Raw genomic sequence first — 18,543 nt, forward strand, 5'->3', positions numbered from 1 at the left:
CGCGTTCTGCTCAGATGCGCCCGAGGCCTTCCGGATCCACGATGCGGATCTGCTTGCCTTGCGCGGCGACGAGCCCGTTGCGTTGGAACTTCGACAGCATCCGGCTGACCGTTTCGAGCTTCATCCCGAGATATTCGCCGATCTCGTCGCGCGTCATCCGCAGCACGAATTCGGCGGCCGAGTAACCGCGCGCCTTGAAGCGGGTGGAAAGGTTCAGCAGGAAGGCGGCCACGCGCTGCTCGGCGGTCATCGTGCCGAGCAGCACCATCTGCGCGGATTCGCGGACGATTTCGCCGCTCATCATCTGATAGACATGATGCTGCATCGGCCGCACTTCGCGACACATCTGCTCGAGCTGGCCGAACGGGATGATGCAGACCGTGCTGTCCTCGAGCGCGATCGCGTCGCCGTTGTGCCGCCCGGTGTGCACGCCGTCCAGCCCGAGCGATTCGCCGACGATCTGGAAGCCGGTGATCTGCTCGTTGCCGTCGCGATGCATCATCACGGTCTTGAACGACCCGGTTCTGACCGCATAGATGCTGTGGAACGTGTCGTCCGCGCGAAACAGCGTTTCACCGCGTTTGACGTGGCGCGTCGTGCAGATCATCGCGTCCACCCGGGCGAACTCGTCGGGCGTCATTTCCCGCGGCATGCAAACGGTGCGCAACGTGCAGGACGAGCAGCGCGACGACGTGCGCTTCGGCTGGTCCGTCCGCGTGACGGGATGCAGCGGAATGAACGGGCGCGACGGCGCCGTCGTCGGGATGTCGGCATGGCTCTGCATGATCTGCTCCGGTTGGGGCGGCAGCGGGTCGCATCGTCGCGGTTGCGCTGGCCGTCATACAGGCGGACACGAACGTCGCCGCCTGGTTGGTCGAATCGGCGCCCATCGGATCGGCGGGCCGGCAGCCGTCGCGACGGGACGGCAAGGCCGGGCAGCTCCGGAAGGCACGCCGGTGTGTTGTTCTTGATCGGAGTATGGACAGCCGGACGCTTGATTGAAATCAGCGGAAATTGAAGATGCGGTAGGTGTTAGGGAAGGTTTGTAGGACGATTCCTACAAGGGTGCGGCAGGTTGTCGCGGTCAGAGTTCGTCCGGGTCGTCGAACAGCCGGTGGCGCATCGCGTACCGGACGAGCGCCGTATCGTTGGCCATCTGCATCTTCTCGAGGATTCGCGTCTTGTAGGTGCTCACGGTCTTGACGCTGACGCACAACGCCTGCGCGATCTCGGAAATGGACTCGCCGGACGTCACGCGCCGGAACACGTCGAACTCGCGGTCGGACAAGCGTTGATGCGGCAACAGGTCGGTCGGCTCGTTGAGGCTTTGCGCGAATTGCTCCGCCATCGACAGGCTGACATACACGCCGCCGCCGGCAATTTTCGTCAGCGCGGCCACCAGCTCCGCGCTCGCGCTTTCCTTGGTCATGTAGCCCGATGCGCCGGCGCGGAACGCGCGCACCGCATATTGCTGCTCGGCGTGCATCGTCAACACCAGGATGTGCAGGGCCGGTTTCTCGTCCTTGATCTGCTTGATGAGTTCGATGCCGTTGCGGCCGGGCATCGACAGGTCGAGCACCAGCACCTCGGCCTCGGTGCCGCGCGTCAGCGCGATCGTCGATGCACTGTCGCTGGCTTCTCCCGCCACGACGAAATCGTGGGCGTTCTGCAGGATGTGCCGCAGGCCGTCCCTGACGAGCGTGTGATCGTCAGCAATGAGTACCCGGATCATGGCGTGCATCCTTTGCCGGCTCGCGCGGGGCAGGCGCCCGCCGGCGTTCGTCGATCCGGCTCCGACCGGAATGTTGCAATCGCCCGATTCTGAACGGTGGACATGATGACCGCCGTCGATGAACGGACGATGTCTCTTCAAAGGGTCGCATCAAAAGCGTCTCCGATGCGCCGCAATTGTGCGCGTTTCGCCGGTATTCGCCAATCGGGCCGGATGCGTACGCGTGCTGCATCGCAGGCTTGACTGGCGTCGGCCGGACGATATGCGTCGGGCCTGCGCGCAGAACGCTGATGCGGCCGTCTCGTGACGAGGCGGGCAGCCGTAACCAGGCAGCCCGAACCTCGCCGGTTCAGTGAGACAGCAGCACCGGCACCGTCATCGTCTCGAGGATCGTGCGCGTCGCGCCGCCCAGCACGCGCTCGTGGGCGCGGGTATGGCTGTACAGGCCCATGACGAGCAGGTCCGCATGCACGTCGGTCACCCGGTTCAGCAGCGTCCCGCCCACGCCGACCGACCGCTCGCGCGGCGTCGTCGAGAACGACGCGCGAACGCCGTGTCGTTCGAGATACGCGGCGACGTCGACGCCGGCCGGCGTCCGGTCCGGATCGGGTTGCCCGCGGACGACCGTCTCGACGTTGACGAAGCGTGCGCGGGCGAGCAGCGGCAGCGCGTCGGCCATCGCGCGCGCGGCCTCGCGCCCGCCGTCCCAGCCGATCAGCACGTTCTCGCCGAACGTGCGCACGTCGCCGGCATACGGCACGACGATCGCCGGACGGCCGCTGCCGATCACGACATCCTCGACGAAATGGCGCGCCACGTAGGTCATGCGGTCGTCGGGATCCTCCTGGCCGAGCACCAGCAGATCGGCGTGACGGGCGTGCAGGATCGCGGCATCGATCGCATTGCCGGCCGGCGCCTGCCATTCGACGCTGCGTCCGGCGCGTTCGGCGGCCGTCAGGAAGCGTTCTTCCGCGTCCTTGCGCCGCTGGTCGCACAGGCGCTCGTAGACGGCCAGCTTCAGCGGTTCGTCGGGGCGGCGCAACGGTTCGAAGAGATCCTGGCAGACCAGGTAGAGGCCGATCAAATGCGCGTTCCAGCGTCCCGCGAGCTGGAGCGCGAGGTCGACGCGCGTCGCGCAGCGATCGCTGTCGTCGAGATGAACAAGCAGGGTCTTGTAGCTCATGACGGTTCCTTTTCGGTGGAAGCGGCCGTGACGTCGGCGGATGCCTTCGCTGCGCAGCTCGCCGGAATCATCAGGACCGGGCATCTGGCCAGGCGCAGCACGCGTTCGGCCACGCTGCCGAGGAACAGGCGCCGAAAGCCGCGCCGGCCATGCGTGCCCATCACGATCAGATCGGCGTCGATCTCGCCCGCGACGCCGACGATCCGTTGCGGGATGTCTTCGCCTGCCGGCGCGACGTTGGAGATCTGCGGCGTGCCGGCCACGTCGCGCGCCTTCATGCGTCGCGCGGCGTCCTCGGTCACGCGCAATCCTTCTTCACGGAACGAATCGACCAGGATCGACGGATCGTATCCGACCATGTCGTAGGCCGGCGCCAGGAAATCGACGACGTAGACGGGTGTCAGCCGCGCACCCGTTTCCGCCGCGAGCGCCAGCGCGGCGTCGAGTGCACGGGACGACGTGTCGCTGCCGTCGAGTGCCACCAGAATGTTCGAGTACATGGCATTTCCCTTGAACGGATGTGGATGAAACCATCATCGGCGCGTGCACGCCGATGGCGCTGATCTGGATCAAGCGTCCCGGTTGCCGCGCAGCCCGCCCGCCGCGGTGCGATTCACGCGTCGTTGGTCGATGCGCGTCGGGCGGCTCAGTGCGACATCAGCACCGGCAGCGTCATCGACGCGAGCACCGTGCGCGTGGCCCCGCCCATCAACAGCTCGCGCCAGCGCGGATGGCCGTACGCGCCCATGACGAGCAGGTCGGAACCCGTGTCATACGTGCGCGACAGCAGCGTGTCGCCGACGGACGAGCCGGCGCCGGCGTCGATGTCGAGCACGTTCACGTCGTGCGCATGGCGCGCCAGCATCAGCGCGGCATCGGCGGCCGGAATCCGCGTGGCCGCGGCCTCCGACTTGCCGTCGACCACGGCGACGACCGTCGTGCGTTTCGCGTGTTCGAGAAAGGGCAGCGCGTCGTGCGCGGCGCGGGACGCTTCGCGGCTGCCGTCCCATGCGACGAAGACCCGTTCGCCGACCGACGGGAATTCTCCGGTGTACGGCCAGAACAGCACCGGGCGGCCGGCGGTCAACACGAGATTTTCCGGAAACTGGTCGTCGATATAGGTCTCGGGATCGTTCGGGTCGCTCTGGCCGGCAATCACCAGATCGGCGAGACGGGCGGCGCGCGGGACGGCCACGTTCGCGCGCTCGTCGGTGCGAATCCAGGTTGCCGGCACCTTGGCGCGCGCCGTTTCCGCATGGAACAGACGCTCCAGCGCGGCCATCCGTTCGTCGCGCCGTTCGCGGTGCGCGCGGAAATAGTCGGCGGAACCGGCCATCACGTAGAACGAATGCGGCTCGGGCGTGTAGATCGCGAACAGCCCGGTGAGATGCGCACCGAAGCGCCGGGCGAGACGCAACGCGAACTCGAGACGCGAATGCGCGCGGGCGCTCGTATCGAGGTGCACGACCATGCTTTTGTAGCTCATCGGAATCGCTCCATCGACGGGTGATCCGCCAGTGCAATCCAGTCTACGAAGCAGGGTTTCCACGCGCTTGACTCAGATCAACGGGGGCCGTGCGCGATACCCGCACAGTGAAGCGGTCGAGACGCCGAGGCCGGGCAGGCGGCGCGACGCGGATGCGAACCCATTGATCCGATCGAAAGGGGAAGCCGATGAGTAGCGATGCTTTGACGACACCGAACGGCGCTTGGCGCGCGAGCTGCGATCTCGCGTTGCGCATGGTCGCGCTGAACCGCGACTGGCAACACGAATGGCATGCGCTGGCAGGGCGGCGCATCGAGCGCGACCGCACCGCGGTGCGGCGCCTGCAGCAGGCGCTGGCGGAAACGAACGAGTGGACGGCCTTCGCCGAGGCCGGCCGGCAGGTGACGAGCGACTACGCGATCGCGAGCGTCGAGATCTGGCAGGACGCCGCCGAGCTGTGCATGCGTGCGCAATTCGAGCATGCCAGTGCGTGGCGTACCTGGTTGCGCGAATACGGCTCGGGCGCGCTGACGCGTTATCAGACCGACTGGTTGCCTGACCTCGAGCGACTCGCGGTGGTCAACGAAGCCAGCATGCCGTGGGCCGACTGGATGGCCGCGCTGGAGCGCGGGATCGAGGAAGCGGGCGGCGCGACGAACGGGGCGCTTGCGGCGCGCCGCCTGAACGGCATCGCAGGCGAACGGGAGCACGATCATGTCCGCTAAGCGCGTCGCGTTCGTCACCGGCGGGATGGGCGGGCTCGGCGCCGCGATCGGCCGTCGCCTGCACGACGCCGGCATGACGGTGGCGGTGTCGTACACGGAACACAACGACCACGTCGCGACGTGGCTCGCGCACGAGCGCGACGCGGGCCGCACGTTTCATGCGTTCGAAGTGGACGTGGCCGACTACGATTCGTGCCAGCACTGCGCGGCACGCGTGCTCGCCGAATTCGGGCGCGTCGACGTGCTCGTGAACAACGCCGGCATCACGCACGACGCCACCTTCGTGAAGATGACGAAGAGCATGTGGGACGCGGTGCTGCGCACTAATCTCGACAGCATGTTCAACATGACGAAGCCGTTCGTGCCGGGCATGATCGACGCCGGTTTCGGGCGGATCGTGAACATCGGCTCCGTCAACGGTTCGAGAGGCGCGTACGGGCAAGCCAACTACGCGGCCGCGAAGGCCGGCATCCACGGCTTCACGAAAACGCTCGCGCTCGAACTCGCGCGGCATGGCGTGACGGTCAACACGGTGTCGCCCGGCTATCTGGCGACCGCGATGCTCGAGTCGGTGCCGAAGGCGGTGCTCGACGCGAAGATCCTGCCGCAGATTCCGGCCGGGCGGCTCGGCGACCCCGACGAGATCGCCGCGTTCGTCGCGCTCCTGTGCTCCGACGCCGGTGCGTTCGCCACCGGCGCGGAATTCGACGTCAACGGCGGAATGTACCTGCGATGAACGCGTCCGTGCTGCGCGCGGCGCTCGCGCCGGCATCGCTGCCGACGCCGGGCGACGACGGGCATGCGCCGGCGGCGACGCGATGCGCGCCTTCCCCGATGAGCGCTGCCGAACAGTGGAACCGTGCCGCGCACGCGAACGTGGCCGCGCTGACGTTCGGGCTGTCGCCGGTGTCGCTGGCGCTGGCGATGCTCGACTGGGGCGCGCATCTGGCGGTGGCGCCGGGCAAAGGCTTCGAGCTCGCCGCACAGGCGTGGCTGGGCGCCGTGGCGCCGACGGCAAGCGGGCGCGACGGCGAGGCCGACGATGCGGAGTCGAGCGGCCTGGCCGTGCACGCCGGGGGCGCCGATCCGCGCTTCGCCGCGCCCGCATGGGGCGGCTGGCCGTTTCGCGCGTATCGAGACGGCTTCCTGTCGATCCAGCGCTGGTGGCACGACGCGACCCGCGGTGTGCCGGGCGTCGAACGCCATCATGAGGAACTGGTCGGATTCGCCGCCCGCCAGTGGCTCGACGCCTGTTCGCCGGGCAATTTCCTGGCGACCAATCCGGTCGTGTTCGACGCGACGATGCGCAGCGGCGGCGCGAACCTCGCGGCGGGCTTGCGGCATTGGCTGGACGACGCGAACGCGTTCGTCGAGCGTGCGAGCGGCACGCAGGCCCACGATGCGCGCGCGTATCTGCCGGGTCGCGACGTGGCGATCACGCCGGGTCGCGTCGTCTGGCGCAACGCGTTGTGCGAGCTGCTGCAATACGCGCCGACGACGGCCCGCGTGGCGCGCGAGCCGATCCTGATCGTGCCGTCGTGGATCATGAAGTACTACATCCTCGATCTGCAGCCGCACAATTCGCTGATCCGCTTCCTGGTCGACGCGGGCTATACGGTGTTCGCCGTGTCGTGGCGCAACCCCGGCGCGGAATCGCGCGACCTCGGGCTCGACGACTATCTGCGCGACGGCTGCATCGCGGCGCTCGACGCCGCGCGGTCGATCGGCGGCGAAGCGGTCCACGCGGTCGGCTATTGTCTGGGCGGCACGCTGCTGGCGATCGCCGCGGCGGCGCTGGCGCGCGACGGCAAGCAGTACGACGCGCTGCGCTCGGTCACGTTGCTCGCGGCCCAGACCGATTTCAGCGAACCCGGCGAACTCGGCCTGTTCATCGATGCGAGCGAGCTGTCCGCGCTCGACGCGCTGATGTGGCGGCAAGGCTACCTGGACGGTGCGCAAATGTCCGCCGCGTTCGAACTGCTGAACGCGCGCGACCTGATCTGGTCGCGGATGATGAGCGAATACCTGCTCGGCACGCGCACGAAGCCCAACGACCTGATGTCGTGGAATGCGGATACCACGCGCATGCCGTACCGCATGCATTCGGAATACCTGACGCGGCTTTTTCTCGACAACGATCTGGCGGCCGGCCGCTACTGCGTCGACGAGCGGCCTGTCGCGCTGTCGGATATCGACGTGCCGACGTTCGTGGTCGGCACCGAGCGCGATCACGTGTCGCCCTGGCGGTCCGTCTACAAGCTCCATCTGCTCACGCACCATGCGCTGACCTTCGTGCTGACGTCGGGCGGGCACAACGCGGGCATCGTGTCCGAACCGGGCCATCCGGGACGCCACTATCGGTGCGCGACGCGCGAACCGGGCGTGGCTTACCGCAGCCCGCACGACTTCGTGCGCGATACGCCGGCGGTCGACGGATCGTGGTGGACAGGCTGGCGCGACTGGTTGCACGCGCGCTCGTCGGGCGACGTGCCGGCCCGTACGCCGCCCGCCGGCTTCGCGGCGGCGCCCGGCGCCTACGTACTCGAAACATGAATGGAGAAACCACAATGAAAGCACTCGTCTACCACGGGCCGGGGCGCAAGGCGCTCGAGGAACGGCCCAGGCCGGAACTGCAGTCGCCCACCGACGCGATCGTCCGCGTGACGCGCACGACGATCTGCGGCACCGATCTGCATATCCTCAAGGGCGACGTACCGACCTGCGAACCGGGCCGCATTCTCGGCCACGAGGGCGTCGGCGTCGTCGAGCAGGTCGGCGCCGCGGTCGATTCGCTGAAGCCGGGCGATCGCGTGCTCATTTCGTGCATCTCGTCGTGCGGCCGCTGCGAATACTGCCGCCGCGGCCTGTATTCGCATTGCACGACCGGCGGCTGGATTCTCGGCAACCGGATCGACGGCACGCAGGCCGAGTACGTGCGTATCCCGCATGCGGCGACCAGCCTGTACCGGATTCCGGGCGGCGCCGACGAGGACGCGCTCGTGATGCTGTCCGATATCCTGCCGACCGGGTTCGAATGCGGGGTATTGAACGGCAAGGTGCAGCCCGGGTGCTCGGTCGCGATCGTCGGCGCGGGGCCGATCGGGTTGGCCGCGTTGCTGACCGCGCAGTTCTACTCGCCCGCGCAGATCATCATGATCGACCCGGACAGCAACCGGCTCGAGATCGCGCGGCACTTCGGCGCGACCGATAGCATCGACGGCCGCACCGGCGATCCGGTCGCGGAAGTGATGAAGCTGACCGACGGCATCGGCGTCGATTGCGCGATCGAGGCGGTCGGCATTCCGGCGACGTTCGAGATGTGCACGGCGCTCGTGGCGCCGGGCGGTGTCGTCGCGAACGTCGGCGTGCATGGCGTGAAGGCCGACCTGCACCTCGAGAAGCTGTGGGATCGCAACATCTCGATCACGACGCGGCTCGTCGACACGGTCAGCACGCCGATGCTGCTGAAGACCGTGCGCGCCGGGCGTCTCGATCCGACACGCCTGATCACGCACCGGTTTTCGCTCGACGACGTCGAGCGTGCGTACGACACGTTCGGTCGCGCGGCGCAGACCCATGCGCTGAAGGTCATCATCGAAGTCGGCTGACGGGCCGGTGGCGCGTGACGGAGGCCGGTACGCAACGTCGCCCGGTTCTTGCCGCGCCCGACCGGTGTCTACCGGCGTTTCGCCGGCGCCGTAGTCAGGACGAAACGCCGGCCGGCTCGCGCGCATCGTCCGATTCGACTGCGTCGAGATCGACGGTCTGCGCGTAGGTCGGGACTTCGCACGGCCAGTGCAATCGCTCCGAAATGCGCCGCCGCAGTGCGTCCGCCGATGCGGGTTCGCCATGCGTGATGAAGGTCCGTGCGGGCGCGGGCTGCATCGTGCCGAGCCACCGGAGAATCTCCTCGTAGTCGGCATGCGCGGACAGCGCGGCGATCGACTCGACCTGCGCGCGCACGCGCACGTATTCGCCGTGAATCTTGACCGTCGGTTCGTGCGCGGCCAGCGCCGCGCCGCGTGTACCGGCCGCCTGATAGCCGACCAGCGCGATCGTGTTGCGCACGTCGGGCGCGTAGCGGCTCAGGTGATGGAGCACGCGGCCACCCGTGGCCATGCCGCTGCCGGCGATGATGACCATCGGGCCGTGGTGTTCCGCAATCGCCTTCGACTGCTCGACCGTCCGGATCATCGTCGCCGCGTGGCCGAGCGCGTTCGCTTCGGAAAGCGTCAGCCGATGTTCGAGGATGTGGTGGCGATAGATGTCGGTCACGTCGGTCGCCATCGGGCTGTCGACGAACACGGGGACGCGCGCCATGCGGCCGGACGCCTTCAGCCGCGCGATGTAGTGCAGGATCTCCTGCGCGCGGCCGACGGTGAAGCAGGGCATCACGACCACTCCGCCGCGCGCGAACGTCGTGTCGAACAACGTGGCCAACTCGTTCTCGGGATCGGAATCCGGATGCAGCCGGTCGCCGTAGGTCGATTCGACGACGAGATAGTCGGCATGCGCCGGCGGCCGCGGCGGCTGCATGATCGGGTCGTGATAGCGGCCGAGGTCGCCCGAGAACGCGAGCACCTTGTGATCCCAGTGCATCACGACGCTCGCCGCGCCGAGGATGTGCCCGGCCGGCAGCAGGCGGAACGCGAGGCCATCGCCGAGCGCCGTGCATTCGTCGAAGGCGACGGGCTTCAGCAGCCGCAGCGCGCGCTGCGCATCGTCGAGCGTATAGAGCGGTTGCGCCGGATGATGCTTCGAGTAGCCGTGCCGGTTCGCGAAGTCGGCTTCTTCCTCCTGCAGCCGTGCGCTGTCGCGCAGCATGATGTCGCAGAGTTCGGCCGTGGCCGCCGTGCAGTACACCGGGCCGCGATAGCCTTCGCGCGCCAGCACCGACAGATAGCCGGTATGGTCGAGATGCGCATGCGTGAGCACGACCGCGTCGAGCGAGTCGGGTGCGAGCGGCAGCGGGCTCCAGTTGCGCAAGCGCAGGTTTTTCGTGCCCTGGAACAGGCCGCAATCGATCAGCACGCGCCGGCCGCCTTGCTCGACCAGATACTTCGAGCCGGTCACGGTTTCGGTGGCACCGAGAAAAGTCAGTTTCATCGCTCGTCTCACTGGAAGTCGAGGGGTTCGGTGCGTCGATTACATCGCGAAGCGGCGCGCGGCGATTGACGGAAATCAGCGATTCCCGCATCAAGCATGATGTCGAATGCGGCGCGTCCGGCGGTTTCGCTAGCGCTCGCGCGGCGCGGGATCGAGCTGCGCGACGAACGCGACGCCGCCCGACACCAGCGCGACGATCGCGTACGGCAGCACGTGCGCGTCGACCAGCATCGCGTGCACGACGCCCAGTAGCGACGCGAGCGCGACGAACACGCCCAGCGTGGCGAGCGTGGTCCGGTACGAATGGCGAATCATGACGTTCTCCCGTGGAGCGGCCGGTGTTCGTCCGCGTTGGCACGCAGCGGCAGTTTGCGATTTCGCAAGCTATGGCGTCATGATCGCGTACCGGCTTCCGGCGCGGTTGATCTGTATCAACCGGCGAATCCCGGCCTCGCGCGCAATCGGGCAATCAGGCCGTGGGGCGATCAAGTCATCTGACCAATGGTCTTGCGGAATCGCATCAGCGACAGCAGGAACAGCGCGCCCCCGATCGCGAACAGCGCCGCGAACTGCGGCCACACCGCATCGAAGCCGGCGCCCCGGTACAGGATGCGTTGCGCGAGTTCGACGAAATGAGTCGTCGGCGCGGCCAGCATGATGTCCCGCACGGCCGGCGGCATGCTTTCGCGCGGCGTCAGTCCGCCCGACAGCAGTTGCAGCGGCAGCAGCACGAGCACGAGCAACATGCCGAACTGCGGCATGCTGCGCACGAGCGTCGCGAGAAAGATCCCCATCGACGTCGTGGCGAACAGGTGCAACGCCATCCCGGCCACGAACAGCGGGATGGAGCCGGGAATCGGCACGTGCAGCGCGCCGCCCACGACGCACGTCAGCGACGCGACGGCCGCCACCGTGACGACGAGCCCCATCGACCAGACCTTCGCGAGCATGATCTCCGCTGCGGTCACCGGCATCACGAGCAGATGCTCGATCGTGCCGTGTTCGCGCTCGCGAATCAGCGCGGCGCCGGTGAGGATCATCGACAGCATCGTCACGTTGTTGATCAGTTCCATCAGCGCGCCGAACCAGACTTCGTCGAGATTCGGGTTGAAGCGCATCCGCAGCGCGAGATCGACCGGCGGTGGCGGCGTGCCGCGATAGCGCCGCACGAACGCGTCGATCTCGCCCGACACGATCTGCTGGATGTAGGTGCTGCCGGTGAAGGCTTGCGTCATGCGTGTCGCATCGACGTTGAGCTGGATCGTCGCATGACGGCCGGCCAGCACGTCGCGCTGGAAGCTCGGCGGAATGTCGAGCGAGAACGTGTAGTCGCCGTTGTCGAGCCCGCGATCGGCCGCGCCGGCGTCGACGACCGGGGGCGGCGCGAACTGCGGCGGAAAGAACGCCGCCGCGATCCGTGCCGACAGCGGCGACGCGTCTTCGTCGACGAGCGCGATCGGCACCTTGTGCAGCGTTTCGGGGCGTGCGGTCGCGGCGACGTAGATCGACGCGCTGAACGTATACACGATGAGCGCGAGCAGGATCGGGTCGCGGGCGAGGCTCCACAGTTCCTTGATCCCGAGCCGGTAGATGGCGAGCACGCGCGACATGGTCAGCGCTCCTGTTTGCGCAGCAGGACGCCGGTCGTCACCATGATGACCGGCACGGCGGCGAGCAGCGGCCAGAACTGGGACGACAGGTCGGCGAGCCCGAGCGCCTTGTTGTAGACGCCGCGGCTGATCGCGAGCATGTAGGTGGCCGGATAGATCGTACCGATCCACTTGCCGCTGCCTTCGAGCGACGACAGCGGCGTGAGCAGGCCCGAGAACTGCACGACGGGGATCAGCGTGCCGACGATCGTCATGAAGATCGCGGCGATCTGGCTGCGCGTGAACGTCGACGCAAACAACCCGATGCCGGTGGCGACGACATTGAAGATCAGCACCGCGGCGGCCAGCGTCGCGAAGCTGCCCTTGATCCGCACGCCGAACACGACGTCGGCCAGCACGACCATCAGCAGGAAATTCAGCATGGCCAGCATCACGTACGGCGCCTGCTTGCCGAGCAGGAATTCGGCGCGGGTCACGGGCGTCACGTACAGGTTGACGATCGATCCGAGCTCGCGTTCCCGGACGACGGCGAGCGCCGTCAGCATCGCGGGCAGCATCAGCAGCAGCATCGGCATGATCGCGGGAATCATCGCGGGCAGGCTCTTGACGTCCGGGTTGTACCGATAGCGGATCGCGACGTCGACTGCCGGGACGAGCGACACGCCGAGCCGGCGCTTCGCCTGATCGCGCAGCCAGTTCTCGTGCATGCCGGCCACGTAGCCGCGAATCGTTTCCGCGCGCATCGGCATCGCGCCGTCGACCCACGCGCCGATTTCCACGTGCCGGCCGCGGGCGACGTCGCGTGCGAAGCCGGGCGGGATCTCGATCGCGAGCGACAGCTGGCCGTTGCGCATGCGGCGATCGATATCGCGGTCATCGGCAAGCTGGGCGCGCGGCACGAAGTAGCGGGAGCCCGCGAGATGCTGCGCGTAGTCCTGGCTCAGCATCGATTGATCGCGATCGAGCACGGCGAACGTCAGGTTGTCCACGTCCAGACTGATGCCGATGCTGATCACGCACATCAACACGAGCGAACCGAACAGCGCCAGCGTCGCGCGCAGCGGGTCGCGGCGCAGCTCCAGCACTTCGCGCCACAGGTAGCTGCCGGCGCGCGCCGGGCTGAACCAGGCGGCGCCGCGGCCGGCGTCGCTCGCGTCGGGCGACGCGGCGAGCCAGTCGGCGCCCGGTGACGTGTCCGTCGGTGCGCTGTCGCCGCGTTGCGCGTCGGTCAGGTAGCCGATGAACGCGTCCTCGAGCGTGGCGGCGCCGCGCAGGCGAACCAGTTCGTCCGGCGCGGCGCTCGCCAGCACGCGGCCCGCATGCATCAGCGAGATGCGGTCGCAGCGGGCGGCCTCGTTCATGAAGTGCGTCGAAATGAAAATCGTGACGCGGTCGTTGCGCGCGAGCTCGATCATCAATCGCCAGAAGTCGTCGCGCGCAACCGGGTCCACGCCCGACGTCGGTTCGTCGAGGATCAGCAGTTCGGGCTTGTGCACCATCGCGACGGCAAGGGACAGCCGCTGCCGCATGCCGAGCGGCAGGCGTTCGGGCAGCGCATCGAGTACGTCCGCGAGACCGAAGCGCCCGACCATTTCGTCGATGCGCGCGGGCAGGTCCGCTTCCGGCACGCCGAACAGGCGCGCATGCAGCACGAGGTTCTGCCGGACGGTCAGTTCGCCGTACAGCGAAAACCCTTGCGACATGTAGCCGACGCGCCTGCGCGTATCGATGTCGTTCGCGGCGACCGGCCGGCCGAACAGCGTCGCCGTGCCTTCGGACGCGGCGAGCAGGCCCGTGAGCATCTTCATGGTCGTCGATTTGCCGCAGCCGTTGGAGCCGAGAAAGCCGAAGATTTCGCCGCGGCGAATCTTCAGGCTCACGTGGTCGACCGCGATGAAATCGCCGAACCGCATCGTCAGGCCGTCGGCCTCGATCGCGTAGCCGTCGGTCGCGTCGGGCTGGAACGGCGCGATCCGGATCGGCTGGTGCCCGTGCCGGCGCGCTTCCGGCAGCAACGCGATGAACGCGGCTTCCAGCGTGTCGCAGCCGGTGCGGGCGAGCAGGTCGCCGGGGCTGCCCGTCGCGAGCACGCGGCCGGCGTCCATCGCGATCAGCCAGTCGAAACGCCGGGCCTCGTCCATGTACGCGGTCGCAACGAGCACGCTCATCGCCGGACGCGCGGTGCGAATACGGTCGATCAGTTCCCAGAACTGGGCGCGCGACAGCGGATCCACGCCGGTCGTCGGTTCGTCCAGGATCAGCAGGTCGGGATCGTGGATCAATGCGCAGCACAGGCCGAGTTTCTGCTTCATCCCGCCGGACAGTTTGCCGGCGGGGCGGTCGAGAAACGCATGCAGCCCGGTGCTGTGCGTGAGCGCGTCGATGCGGCGGCGTCGCTCGGCCGCATCGTGGCCGAACAGTCGGGCGAAGAACTGCAGGTTTTCCTCGACCGACAGCGTCGCGTACAGGTTCCGACCCAACCCTTGCGGCATATAGGCGATGCGCCGGCATACGCGTGCGCGGTGGCCGCGCGACGACAGGTCGCCGCCGAGGGCCCATACGCGGCCCTGCTGGATCGCCCGTGCGCCGGACACGAGCGCGAGCAGGCTCGACTTGCCGACGCCGTCCGGTCCGATCAGCCCGACCATGCGGCCGGCCGGGATATCGAGCGTCACGTCGTCGAGCGCGCAGGTATCGCCGTAGCGCAACGAGACGCCCGACAGCCGGGCGACCACGCCCGATTCAACGGATGCGGGCGGACCTTCGCCCGCACCGGCACCGCTAGCGACGGGCAACGTCGCGTTCATTGCGGCACCTTGATCGCGAGGCGCGCCGGCCAGCCCGCGTTCGGATCGGTCTTCAGCCACGCGACACCCGGCAGGCCGGTCTTGACGAGCTTCAGATGGCGCTGCAGCAGATCGCGGTCGATGCGCGCCTTGACCCGAAACATCAGTTTCTGCCGTTCGGTGGCCGTCTCGACCGTTTTCGGCGTGAATTGCGCCGTGCTCGACACGTAGGACACGCGTGCCGGAATCACGTATTCCGGCGCCGCATCGAGCACGATCCGCACGTCGGCGCCGAGCGGGACTCTGCCGACAACCGTTTCGGGCAGGAAGAACGTCATGTAGACGTCGGACAGATCGACGACATTGAGCACCTTGCCGCCTGCCGGCAGGACTTCGCCCGATTCGGCGATGCGATACTGGACCCGCCCGTCGCGCGGCGACGTCAGCTCGCTGTCCGAGATATCGGCCTGCACGCGCGCGACGGTCGCTTGCGCGGCCGTCACCGCCGAGCGGGCGGCGACGAGCTGGGCGCGGGTGGCGTCGATCCCGGCCTGCGCGGCTTCGACCTGGGCGCGCGCGGCGTTGACGGTCGCCCGCAGGCTGCCGGCGCGCGCGCGATCGTCGTCGAGTTCCTGCAGCGACGACGCGCCGTCCCGCGACAGCGTTTCGGAGCGTGCCAGCCGGCGCGTGGCCGCGTCGAGCTCGCTTTCCCGCTGCACGACGAGCGCGGCCGCCGCGGCCTTGTCGCTGCGACGCTGGGCCACCTGCGCGTCGATGCTCGCCGCGGTGTTCACCGCCTGTTGTTCCCGGGCCTGCGCCTCGTCGAGCTGCGCCCGCAGGACGACGACGTCCATGCGGGCGAGCGGCTGACCGGCACTCACGAAATCGCCTTCGTCGACGAGCATGGCGGTGACGCGCCCCGGCAGCTTGGTCGCGACGTCGATCTCGGTCGCCTCGATGCGGCCGTTGCCGCTGACGAGCCCGGCGTCCGTCTGTGCGTCGCGCCAGCGCGTCCAGCCGTAGTAAAGGAGGCCGATCGCGAGCACGGCCGCACCGGCACCGATCAGAAGAGGGCGCTTGATGGTCTTCATGGTCTGGAACCCGAATCGATGGAAAGGTGGTTCGATGCCGCGGCGGCGCTGTCGGTATCGGTGGTCCCGCCGCCGAGCGCGCCGTACAGCGCGACGCGGCTCGATAGCAGCGCACGACGCGTCATCACCCATTGCTGCTCGGCGTTCATCAGGTCCCGTTGCGCATCGAGTACTTCCAGGAAGCGGGTGGCGCCGCTGTCGTAGCGCAGTTTCGCCAGACGTGCGCGCTCGGCCTGGGACGCGAGCGTCGCCCGTTCGATCGCGACCTGGTCGGCGAGCCAGTAGCGTGCGGCGAGTGCATCGGACACGTCGCGAAACGCGCGCTGCACGGTCTTCTCGTACTGGGCGAGCGCCTCGTCGCGCTGGGCGTGCGCGAGGGCGAGATTCGACCGATTGCGGCCGCCGTCGACGAGCGGCAGCGTGACGTTCGGAATCACCGACCACACGCCCGTTCCGGACGACAGCAGGTCGCGCAGTGCGGTGCTCCCCGAACCGATCGCGCTCGTCAATGCGATACGCGGGAAAAACGCCGCGCGCGCCGCGCCGATGTTCGCGCGCGTGGCCTGCAATTCGTGCTCCGCCGCGATTACGTCCGGACGCCGGGCGAGCAGCGACGACGGCAGGCCCGGCGCGAGCGACGGCATCACGGCGCCATCGTCGAGCGTCAGCGGCGCGTCGGCCAGCGCCGGCGTCGCACCGACGAGCAATGCCAGCGCATCGGCCGCCGATGCCCGCGCCTGCTGCAACTGGACGCCAAGCGACTCGGCCTGCTGCAGCAGGATTTCCGATTGCGTCAGGTCCAGCCGCGAGATCGCGCCGGCCGCGTGACGCAGCCGGAAAATCCGCAGCGATTCGCGTCGCGTGTCGATCGTCGCGCGCGTCAGCGCGATCCGTTCATCGATCTCGCACAGGGTCAGATAGGCGTCCGCCACGCCGGTGATCACGCTCAGCGTCACCGCTTGCCGGGCCGCATCGCTCGCGAGATAGCGCTGCAGCGCCGACGCTTTCAGGTTGCGCACGCGGCCCCAGAAATCGATCTCCCATTGCGTCTCCGCCAGCTGGATCTCGTAGACCTGGCCGATGACCGGCGTCGGCGTCAGGAAGCCGCCCGCTGTGCGAAACCGCGCGTAGGCCGCGCCGGCGCCGATCGTCGGCCACTGATCCGCGCTGCGGATGCCATAGACGGCGCGCGCCTGTTCGACGCGTGCAACCGCTGCGCGCAGATCCCGGTTGTCGGCGAGCGCCTGCTCGATCAACGCACGCAGACGTCCGTCGACGAAGTAGTCTTGCCAGGCGGGCGGCGCCTGCGCAATGGCGGCGCTGCGGGCGGCAGGATCGGGGAACGCGGCGGGGATCGGCGCGGCGGGACGTTCGTCGGGTGGCGCGAGCGACAGGCATCCCGACAGCAGGCCCGCACAGGCTGCCAGCGCAACGAGACGAACGCGCCGCGCGGCGGCAGGCTGAAACAGCGGCGGAAGCGCGACGGCGCGCATGGGGTTCCTCATCGGCTACACGAACACGGGATGGCGCCGCGCTCGTGGCGACGCCGCTTCGGGTTCACTTATATCCGACGATTGCCGCGCGCCCCCTTGATCTGAATCACTGCGGCGGGAATGCGGGTCGAGGGCGGCCTCGGTTGACAGGCAGCGGTAATTCGCGTCAGCCGATGTTCCGCTTACGGGCGACGCCGGCGCGGCTCGCTTGCCGGCGATGCCTCACGCCCGCACGCTATGCGTGAACCGCGACCCGATACCGCGTGGTCTGCCGATAGACGTCGCCCGGACGAACGATCACGTCGTCGCGCAGGCCGTCCATGTTGACCTGGTCCGGAAACCCGCCCGCCTCGACGCACAGCGCCGCGTGCTGCACGCAGCGCGTGCCGCCGCTCACGCGCAGGCCGTCGAGATAGTTGCCCGTATAGAGCTGCAGCCCGCGCTGATCGGTCGACACCATCAACTCGCGGCCGCTTTCCGGATCGTAGATCCGTGCGACGGGCCGGACCTCGCGCGCGCCGTTGCCGACGACGTAGCAGTGATCGAAACCGCGCGCCCGCGCCAGTTGCGCATGCGGCCAGTCGAGGCGTGCGCCGATCGGCGCGCTGTGCCGGAAATCGAACGCCGTGCCCGTCACGTCGGCCGTGCCGGTCGGGATCAGCGCATCGTCCACTTCGAGGAACGCGTCGGCGTCGATGTGCAGCAGATGGCCGCGCACGTCGCTGCCCGCGCGCCCGTTCAGGTTGAAGTAGCTGTGGTTCGTCAGGTTCAGCGGCGTCGGCGCATCGGTCCACCCCGAATAGTCGATCGTCAGCGTGCCGTCGTCGTCGAGCGTGTAGCGTACCTGCACGCTCACGTTGCCGGGGAATCCCGCATCGCCTTCCGGCGAATCGAGCCGCAGCGTCAGCCCGCCGCTATCGTCGACCACGTCCCACCGCGCGCGATGAAAGCCGTTCGCGCCGCCGTGCAGCAGGTTGCCGTTCTCGTTGCGGTCGAGCAGGTAGTCGACGCCGTCGAGCGTGAAGCGCGCGCCGGCGATCCGGTTCGCCCAGCGGCCGACCGTCGCGCCGAGATAGGCGCCGGATTCGAGGTACTCGGCCGGCGTGTCGTGCGCGAGCACGATATCGGCCAGGCGCCCCGTGCGGTCGGGCGCGAGCCACGACACGACGGTCGCGCCGAGATCGCTGACGACGACGCGCATCCCGTGCGCGTTGCGCAGCGTGTAGCGCCGCACGGGTTCGCCGTCGGGCAACGTGCCCCACGGCTCGGCCAGCACGCGTGCCACGCCGGGTGTCAGAGGTGAGGAATCGGTATCGATGTGCATGAGTGGA

At 68.3% G+C, this 18,543-nt stretch carries 16 protein-coding genes; 4 read left to right on the plus strand and 12 right to left on the minus strand.

Going from position 1 to position 18,543, the window contains the following annotated elements:
• Nucleotides 1-10 precede the first annotated feature (10 nt).
• From J8I33_RS12105 to J8I33_RS12125, 5 genes are all read right to left on the minus strand, one after another.
• Entirely contained in the window at nt 11-784 is a 774-nt protein-coding gene (locus J8I33_RS12105) for a helix-turn-helix domain-containing protein (protein ID WP_124652432.1), read from the minus strand.
• A 300-nt stretch (nt 785-1,084) separates the two neighbouring features.
• Complete coding sequence (locus tag J8I33_RS12110) at nt 1,085-1,732, minus strand: response regulator transcription factor (protein WP_089490178.1); 648 nt, start codon at nt 1,730-1,732, stop codon at nt 1,085-1,087.
• 349 nt (nt 1,733-2,081) lie between these two features.
• Nucleotides 2,082-2,915, minus strand: a complete 834-nt coding sequence (locus J8I33_RS12115) for a universal stress protein (RefSeq protein ID WP_209935893.1) — start codon at nt 2,913-2,915, stop codon at nt 2,082-2,084.
• Nucleotides 2,912-3,415 (minus strand): universal stress protein, encoded by a 504-nt coding sequence (locus J8I33_RS12120; protein ID WP_209935899.1) that lies wholly within the window; start codon nt 3,413-3,415, stop codon nt 2,912-2,914. The genes J8I33_RS12115 and J8I33_RS12120 overlap by 4 nt, the downstream gene beginning before the upstream one ends.
• A gap of 146 nt (nt 3,416-3,561) precedes the next feature.
• On the minus strand, nt 3,562-4,401 hold the full coding sequence (locus tag J8I33_RS12125) for a universal stress protein (RefSeq protein WP_209935905.1): 840 nt from the start codon (nt 4,399-4,401) through the stop codon (nt 3,562-3,564).
• 188 nt (nt 4,402-4,589) lie between these two features.
• On the opposite strand from J8I33_RS12125, the gene J8I33_RS12130 reads away from it, so the two are divergent.
• Genes J8I33_RS12130 through J8I33_RS12145 form a run of 4 tightly spaced genes read left to right on the plus strand, consistent with a single transcriptional unit; the run spans nt 4,590 to nt 8,734 of the window.
• A complete protein-coding gene (locus tag J8I33_RS12130; RefSeq protein ID WP_050016727.1) occupies nt 4,590-5,126 on the plus strand; it encodes a hypothetical protein in 537 nt (178 codons plus the stop codon).
• Nucleotides 5,116-5,862 carry a beta-ketoacyl-ACP reductase gene (locus tag J8I33_RS12135; protein WP_050016729.1) on the plus strand — a complete coding sequence of 249 codons (747 nt, stop codon included), beginning with the start codon at nt 5,116-5,118 and terminating at the stop codon, nt 5,860-5,862. Before J8I33_RS12130 ends, J8I33_RS12135 begins: the two co-directional genes overlap by 11 nt.
• Nucleotides 5,859-7,679, plus strand: coding sequence for an alpha/beta fold hydrolase (locus J8I33_RS12140; RefSeq protein ID WP_209935911.1), 1,821 nt, complete (start codon nt 5,859-5,861; stop codon nt 7,677-7,679). Before J8I33_RS12135 ends, J8I33_RS12140 begins: the two co-directional genes overlap by 4 nt.
• 14 nt (nt 7,680-7,693) lie before the next feature.
• The gene (locus tag J8I33_RS12145) at nt 7,694-8,734 is read left to right on the plus strand and encodes a zinc-dependent alcohol dehydrogenase family protein (protein WP_209924302.1); all 1,041 of its coding nucleotides are present in this window, start codon (nt 7,694-7,696) and stop codon (nt 8,732-8,734) included.
• Between the two features lie 94 nt (nt 8,735-8,828).
• Here J8I33_RS12145 and J8I33_RS12150 read toward each other — a convergent pair whose 3' ends face one another.
• The 7 genes from J8I33_RS12150 to J8I33_RS12180 form a co-directional block, all read right to left on the minus strand.
• Nucleotides 8,829-10,232, minus strand: coding sequence for an MBL fold metallo-hydrolase (locus J8I33_RS12150; RefSeq protein WP_209935917.1), 1,404 nt, complete (start codon nt 10,230-10,232; stop codon nt 8,829-8,831).
• Nucleotides 10,233-10,361: 129 nt separating this feature from the next.
• A complete protein-coding gene (locus tag J8I33_RS12155) occupies nt 10,362-10,547 on the minus strand; it encodes a DUF2964 family protein (protein ID WP_176015933.1) in 186 nt (61 codons plus the stop codon).
• Nucleotides 10,548-10,717: 170 nt separating this feature from the next.
• The gene (locus J8I33_RS12160) at nt 10,718-11,842 is read right to left on the minus strand and encodes an ABC transporter permease (protein ID WP_209935922.1); all 1,125 of its coding nucleotides are present in this window, start codon (nt 11,840-11,842) and stop codon (nt 10,718-10,720) included.
• A gap of 2 nt (nt 11,843-11,844) precedes the next feature.
• Nucleotides 11,845-14,649, minus strand: a complete 2,805-nt coding sequence (gene rbbA, locus J8I33_RS12165) for a ribosome-associated ATPase/putative transporter RbbA (RefSeq protein WP_245171908.1) — start codon at nt 14,647-14,649, stop codon at nt 11,845-11,847.
• Entirely contained in the window at nt 14,646-15,719 is a 1,074-nt protein-coding gene (locus J8I33_RS12170; protein WP_050016742.1) for an HlyD family efflux transporter periplasmic adaptor subunit, read from the minus strand. The genes rbbA and J8I33_RS12170 overlap by 4 nt, the downstream gene beginning before the upstream one ends.
• Nucleotides 15,716-17,212: an efflux transporter outer membrane subunit gene (locus J8I33_RS12175; protein ID WP_209935928.1), complete on the minus strand. Its 1,497-nt coding sequence runs from the start codon at nt 17,210-17,212 to the stop codon at nt 15,716-15,718. The genes J8I33_RS12170 and J8I33_RS12175 overlap by 4 nt, the downstream gene beginning before the upstream one ends.
• Before the next feature lie 235 nt (nt 17,213-17,447).
• The gene (locus tag J8I33_RS12180; protein WP_209935935.1) at nt 17,448-18,536 is read right to left on the minus strand and encodes an aldose epimerase family protein; all 1,089 of its coding nucleotides are present in this window, start codon (nt 18,534-18,536) and stop codon (nt 17,448-17,450) included.
• Nucleotides 18,537-18,543 lie beyond the last annotated feature (7 nt).

Origin of the sequence: Burkholderia sp. AcTa6-5, assembly GCF_017815075.1 — a bacterium.
GTDB classification, from domain to species: domain Bacteria; phylum Pseudomonadota; class Gammaproteobacteria; order Burkholderiales; family Burkholderiaceae; genus Burkholderia; species Burkholderia sola.

Excerpts from the sequence above, each read along its gene's own strand:
- J8I33_RS12145 (WP_209924302.1), top strand. The coding sequence starts at position 7,694 with ATGAAAGCACTCGTCTACCACGGGCCGGGGCGCAAGGCGCTCGAGGAA.
- J8I33_RS12130 (WP_050016727.1), top strand. The coding sequence starts at position 4,590 with ATGAGTAGCGATGCTTTGACGACACCGAACGGCGCTTGGCGCGCGAGC.
- J8I33_RS12110 (WP_089490178.1), bottom strand. The coding sequence starts at position 1,732 with ATGATCCGGGTACTCATTGCTGACGATCACACGCTCGTCAGGGACGGC.
- J8I33_RS12180 (WP_209935935.1), bottom strand. The coding sequence starts at position 18,536 with ATGCACATCGATACCGATTCCTCACCTCTGACACCCGGCGTGGCACGC.
- J8I33_RS12170 (WP_050016742.1), bottom strand. The coding sequence starts at position 15,719 with ATGAAGACCATCAAGCGCCCTCTTCTGATCGGTGCCGGTGCGGCCGTG.
- J8I33_RS12175 (WP_209935928.1), bottom strand. The coding sequence starts at position 17,212 with ATGCGCGCCGTCGCGCTTCCGCCGCTGTTTCAGCCTGCCGCCGCGCGG.
- J8I33_RS12140 (WP_209935911.1), top strand. The coding sequence starts at position 5,859 with ATGAACGCGTCCGTGCTGCGCGCGGCGCTCGCGCCGGCATCGCTGCCG.
- J8I33_RS12160 (WP_209935922.1), bottom strand. The coding sequence starts at position 11,842 with ATGTCGCGCGTGCTCGCCATCTACCGGCTCGGGATCAAGGAACTGTGG.
- J8I33_RS12115 (WP_209935893.1), bottom strand. The coding sequence starts at position 2,915 with ATGAGCTACAAGACCCTGCTTGTTCATCTCGACGACAGCGATCGCTGC.
- J8I33_RS12105 (WP_124652432.1), bottom strand. The coding sequence starts at position 784 with ATGCAGAGCCATGCCGACATCCCGACGACGGCGCCGTCGCGCCCGTTC.
- J8I33_RS12120 (WP_209935899.1), bottom strand. The coding sequence starts at position 3,415 with ATGTACTCGAACATTCTGGTGGCACTCGACGGCAGCGACACGTCGTCC.
- J8I33_RS12125 (WP_209935905.1), bottom strand. The coding sequence starts at position 4,401 with ATGAGCTACAAAAGCATGGTCGTGCACCTCGATACGAGCGCCCGCGCG.
- J8I33_RS12135 (WP_050016729.1), top strand. The coding sequence starts at position 5,116 with ATGTCCGCTAAGCGCGTCGCGTTCGTCACCGGCGGGATGGGCGGGCTC.
- rbbA (WP_245171908.1), bottom strand. The coding sequence starts at position 14,649 with ATGAACGCGACGTTGCCCGTCGCTAGCGGTGCCGGTGCGGGCGAAGGT.
- J8I33_RS12155 (WP_176015933.1), bottom strand. The coding sequence starts at position 10,547 with ATGATTCGCCATTCGTACCGGACCACGCTCGCCACGCTGGGCGTGTTC.
- J8I33_RS12150 (WP_209935917.1), bottom strand. The coding sequence starts at position 10,232 with ATGAAACTGACTTTTCTCGGTGCCACCGAAACCGTGACCGGCTCGAAG.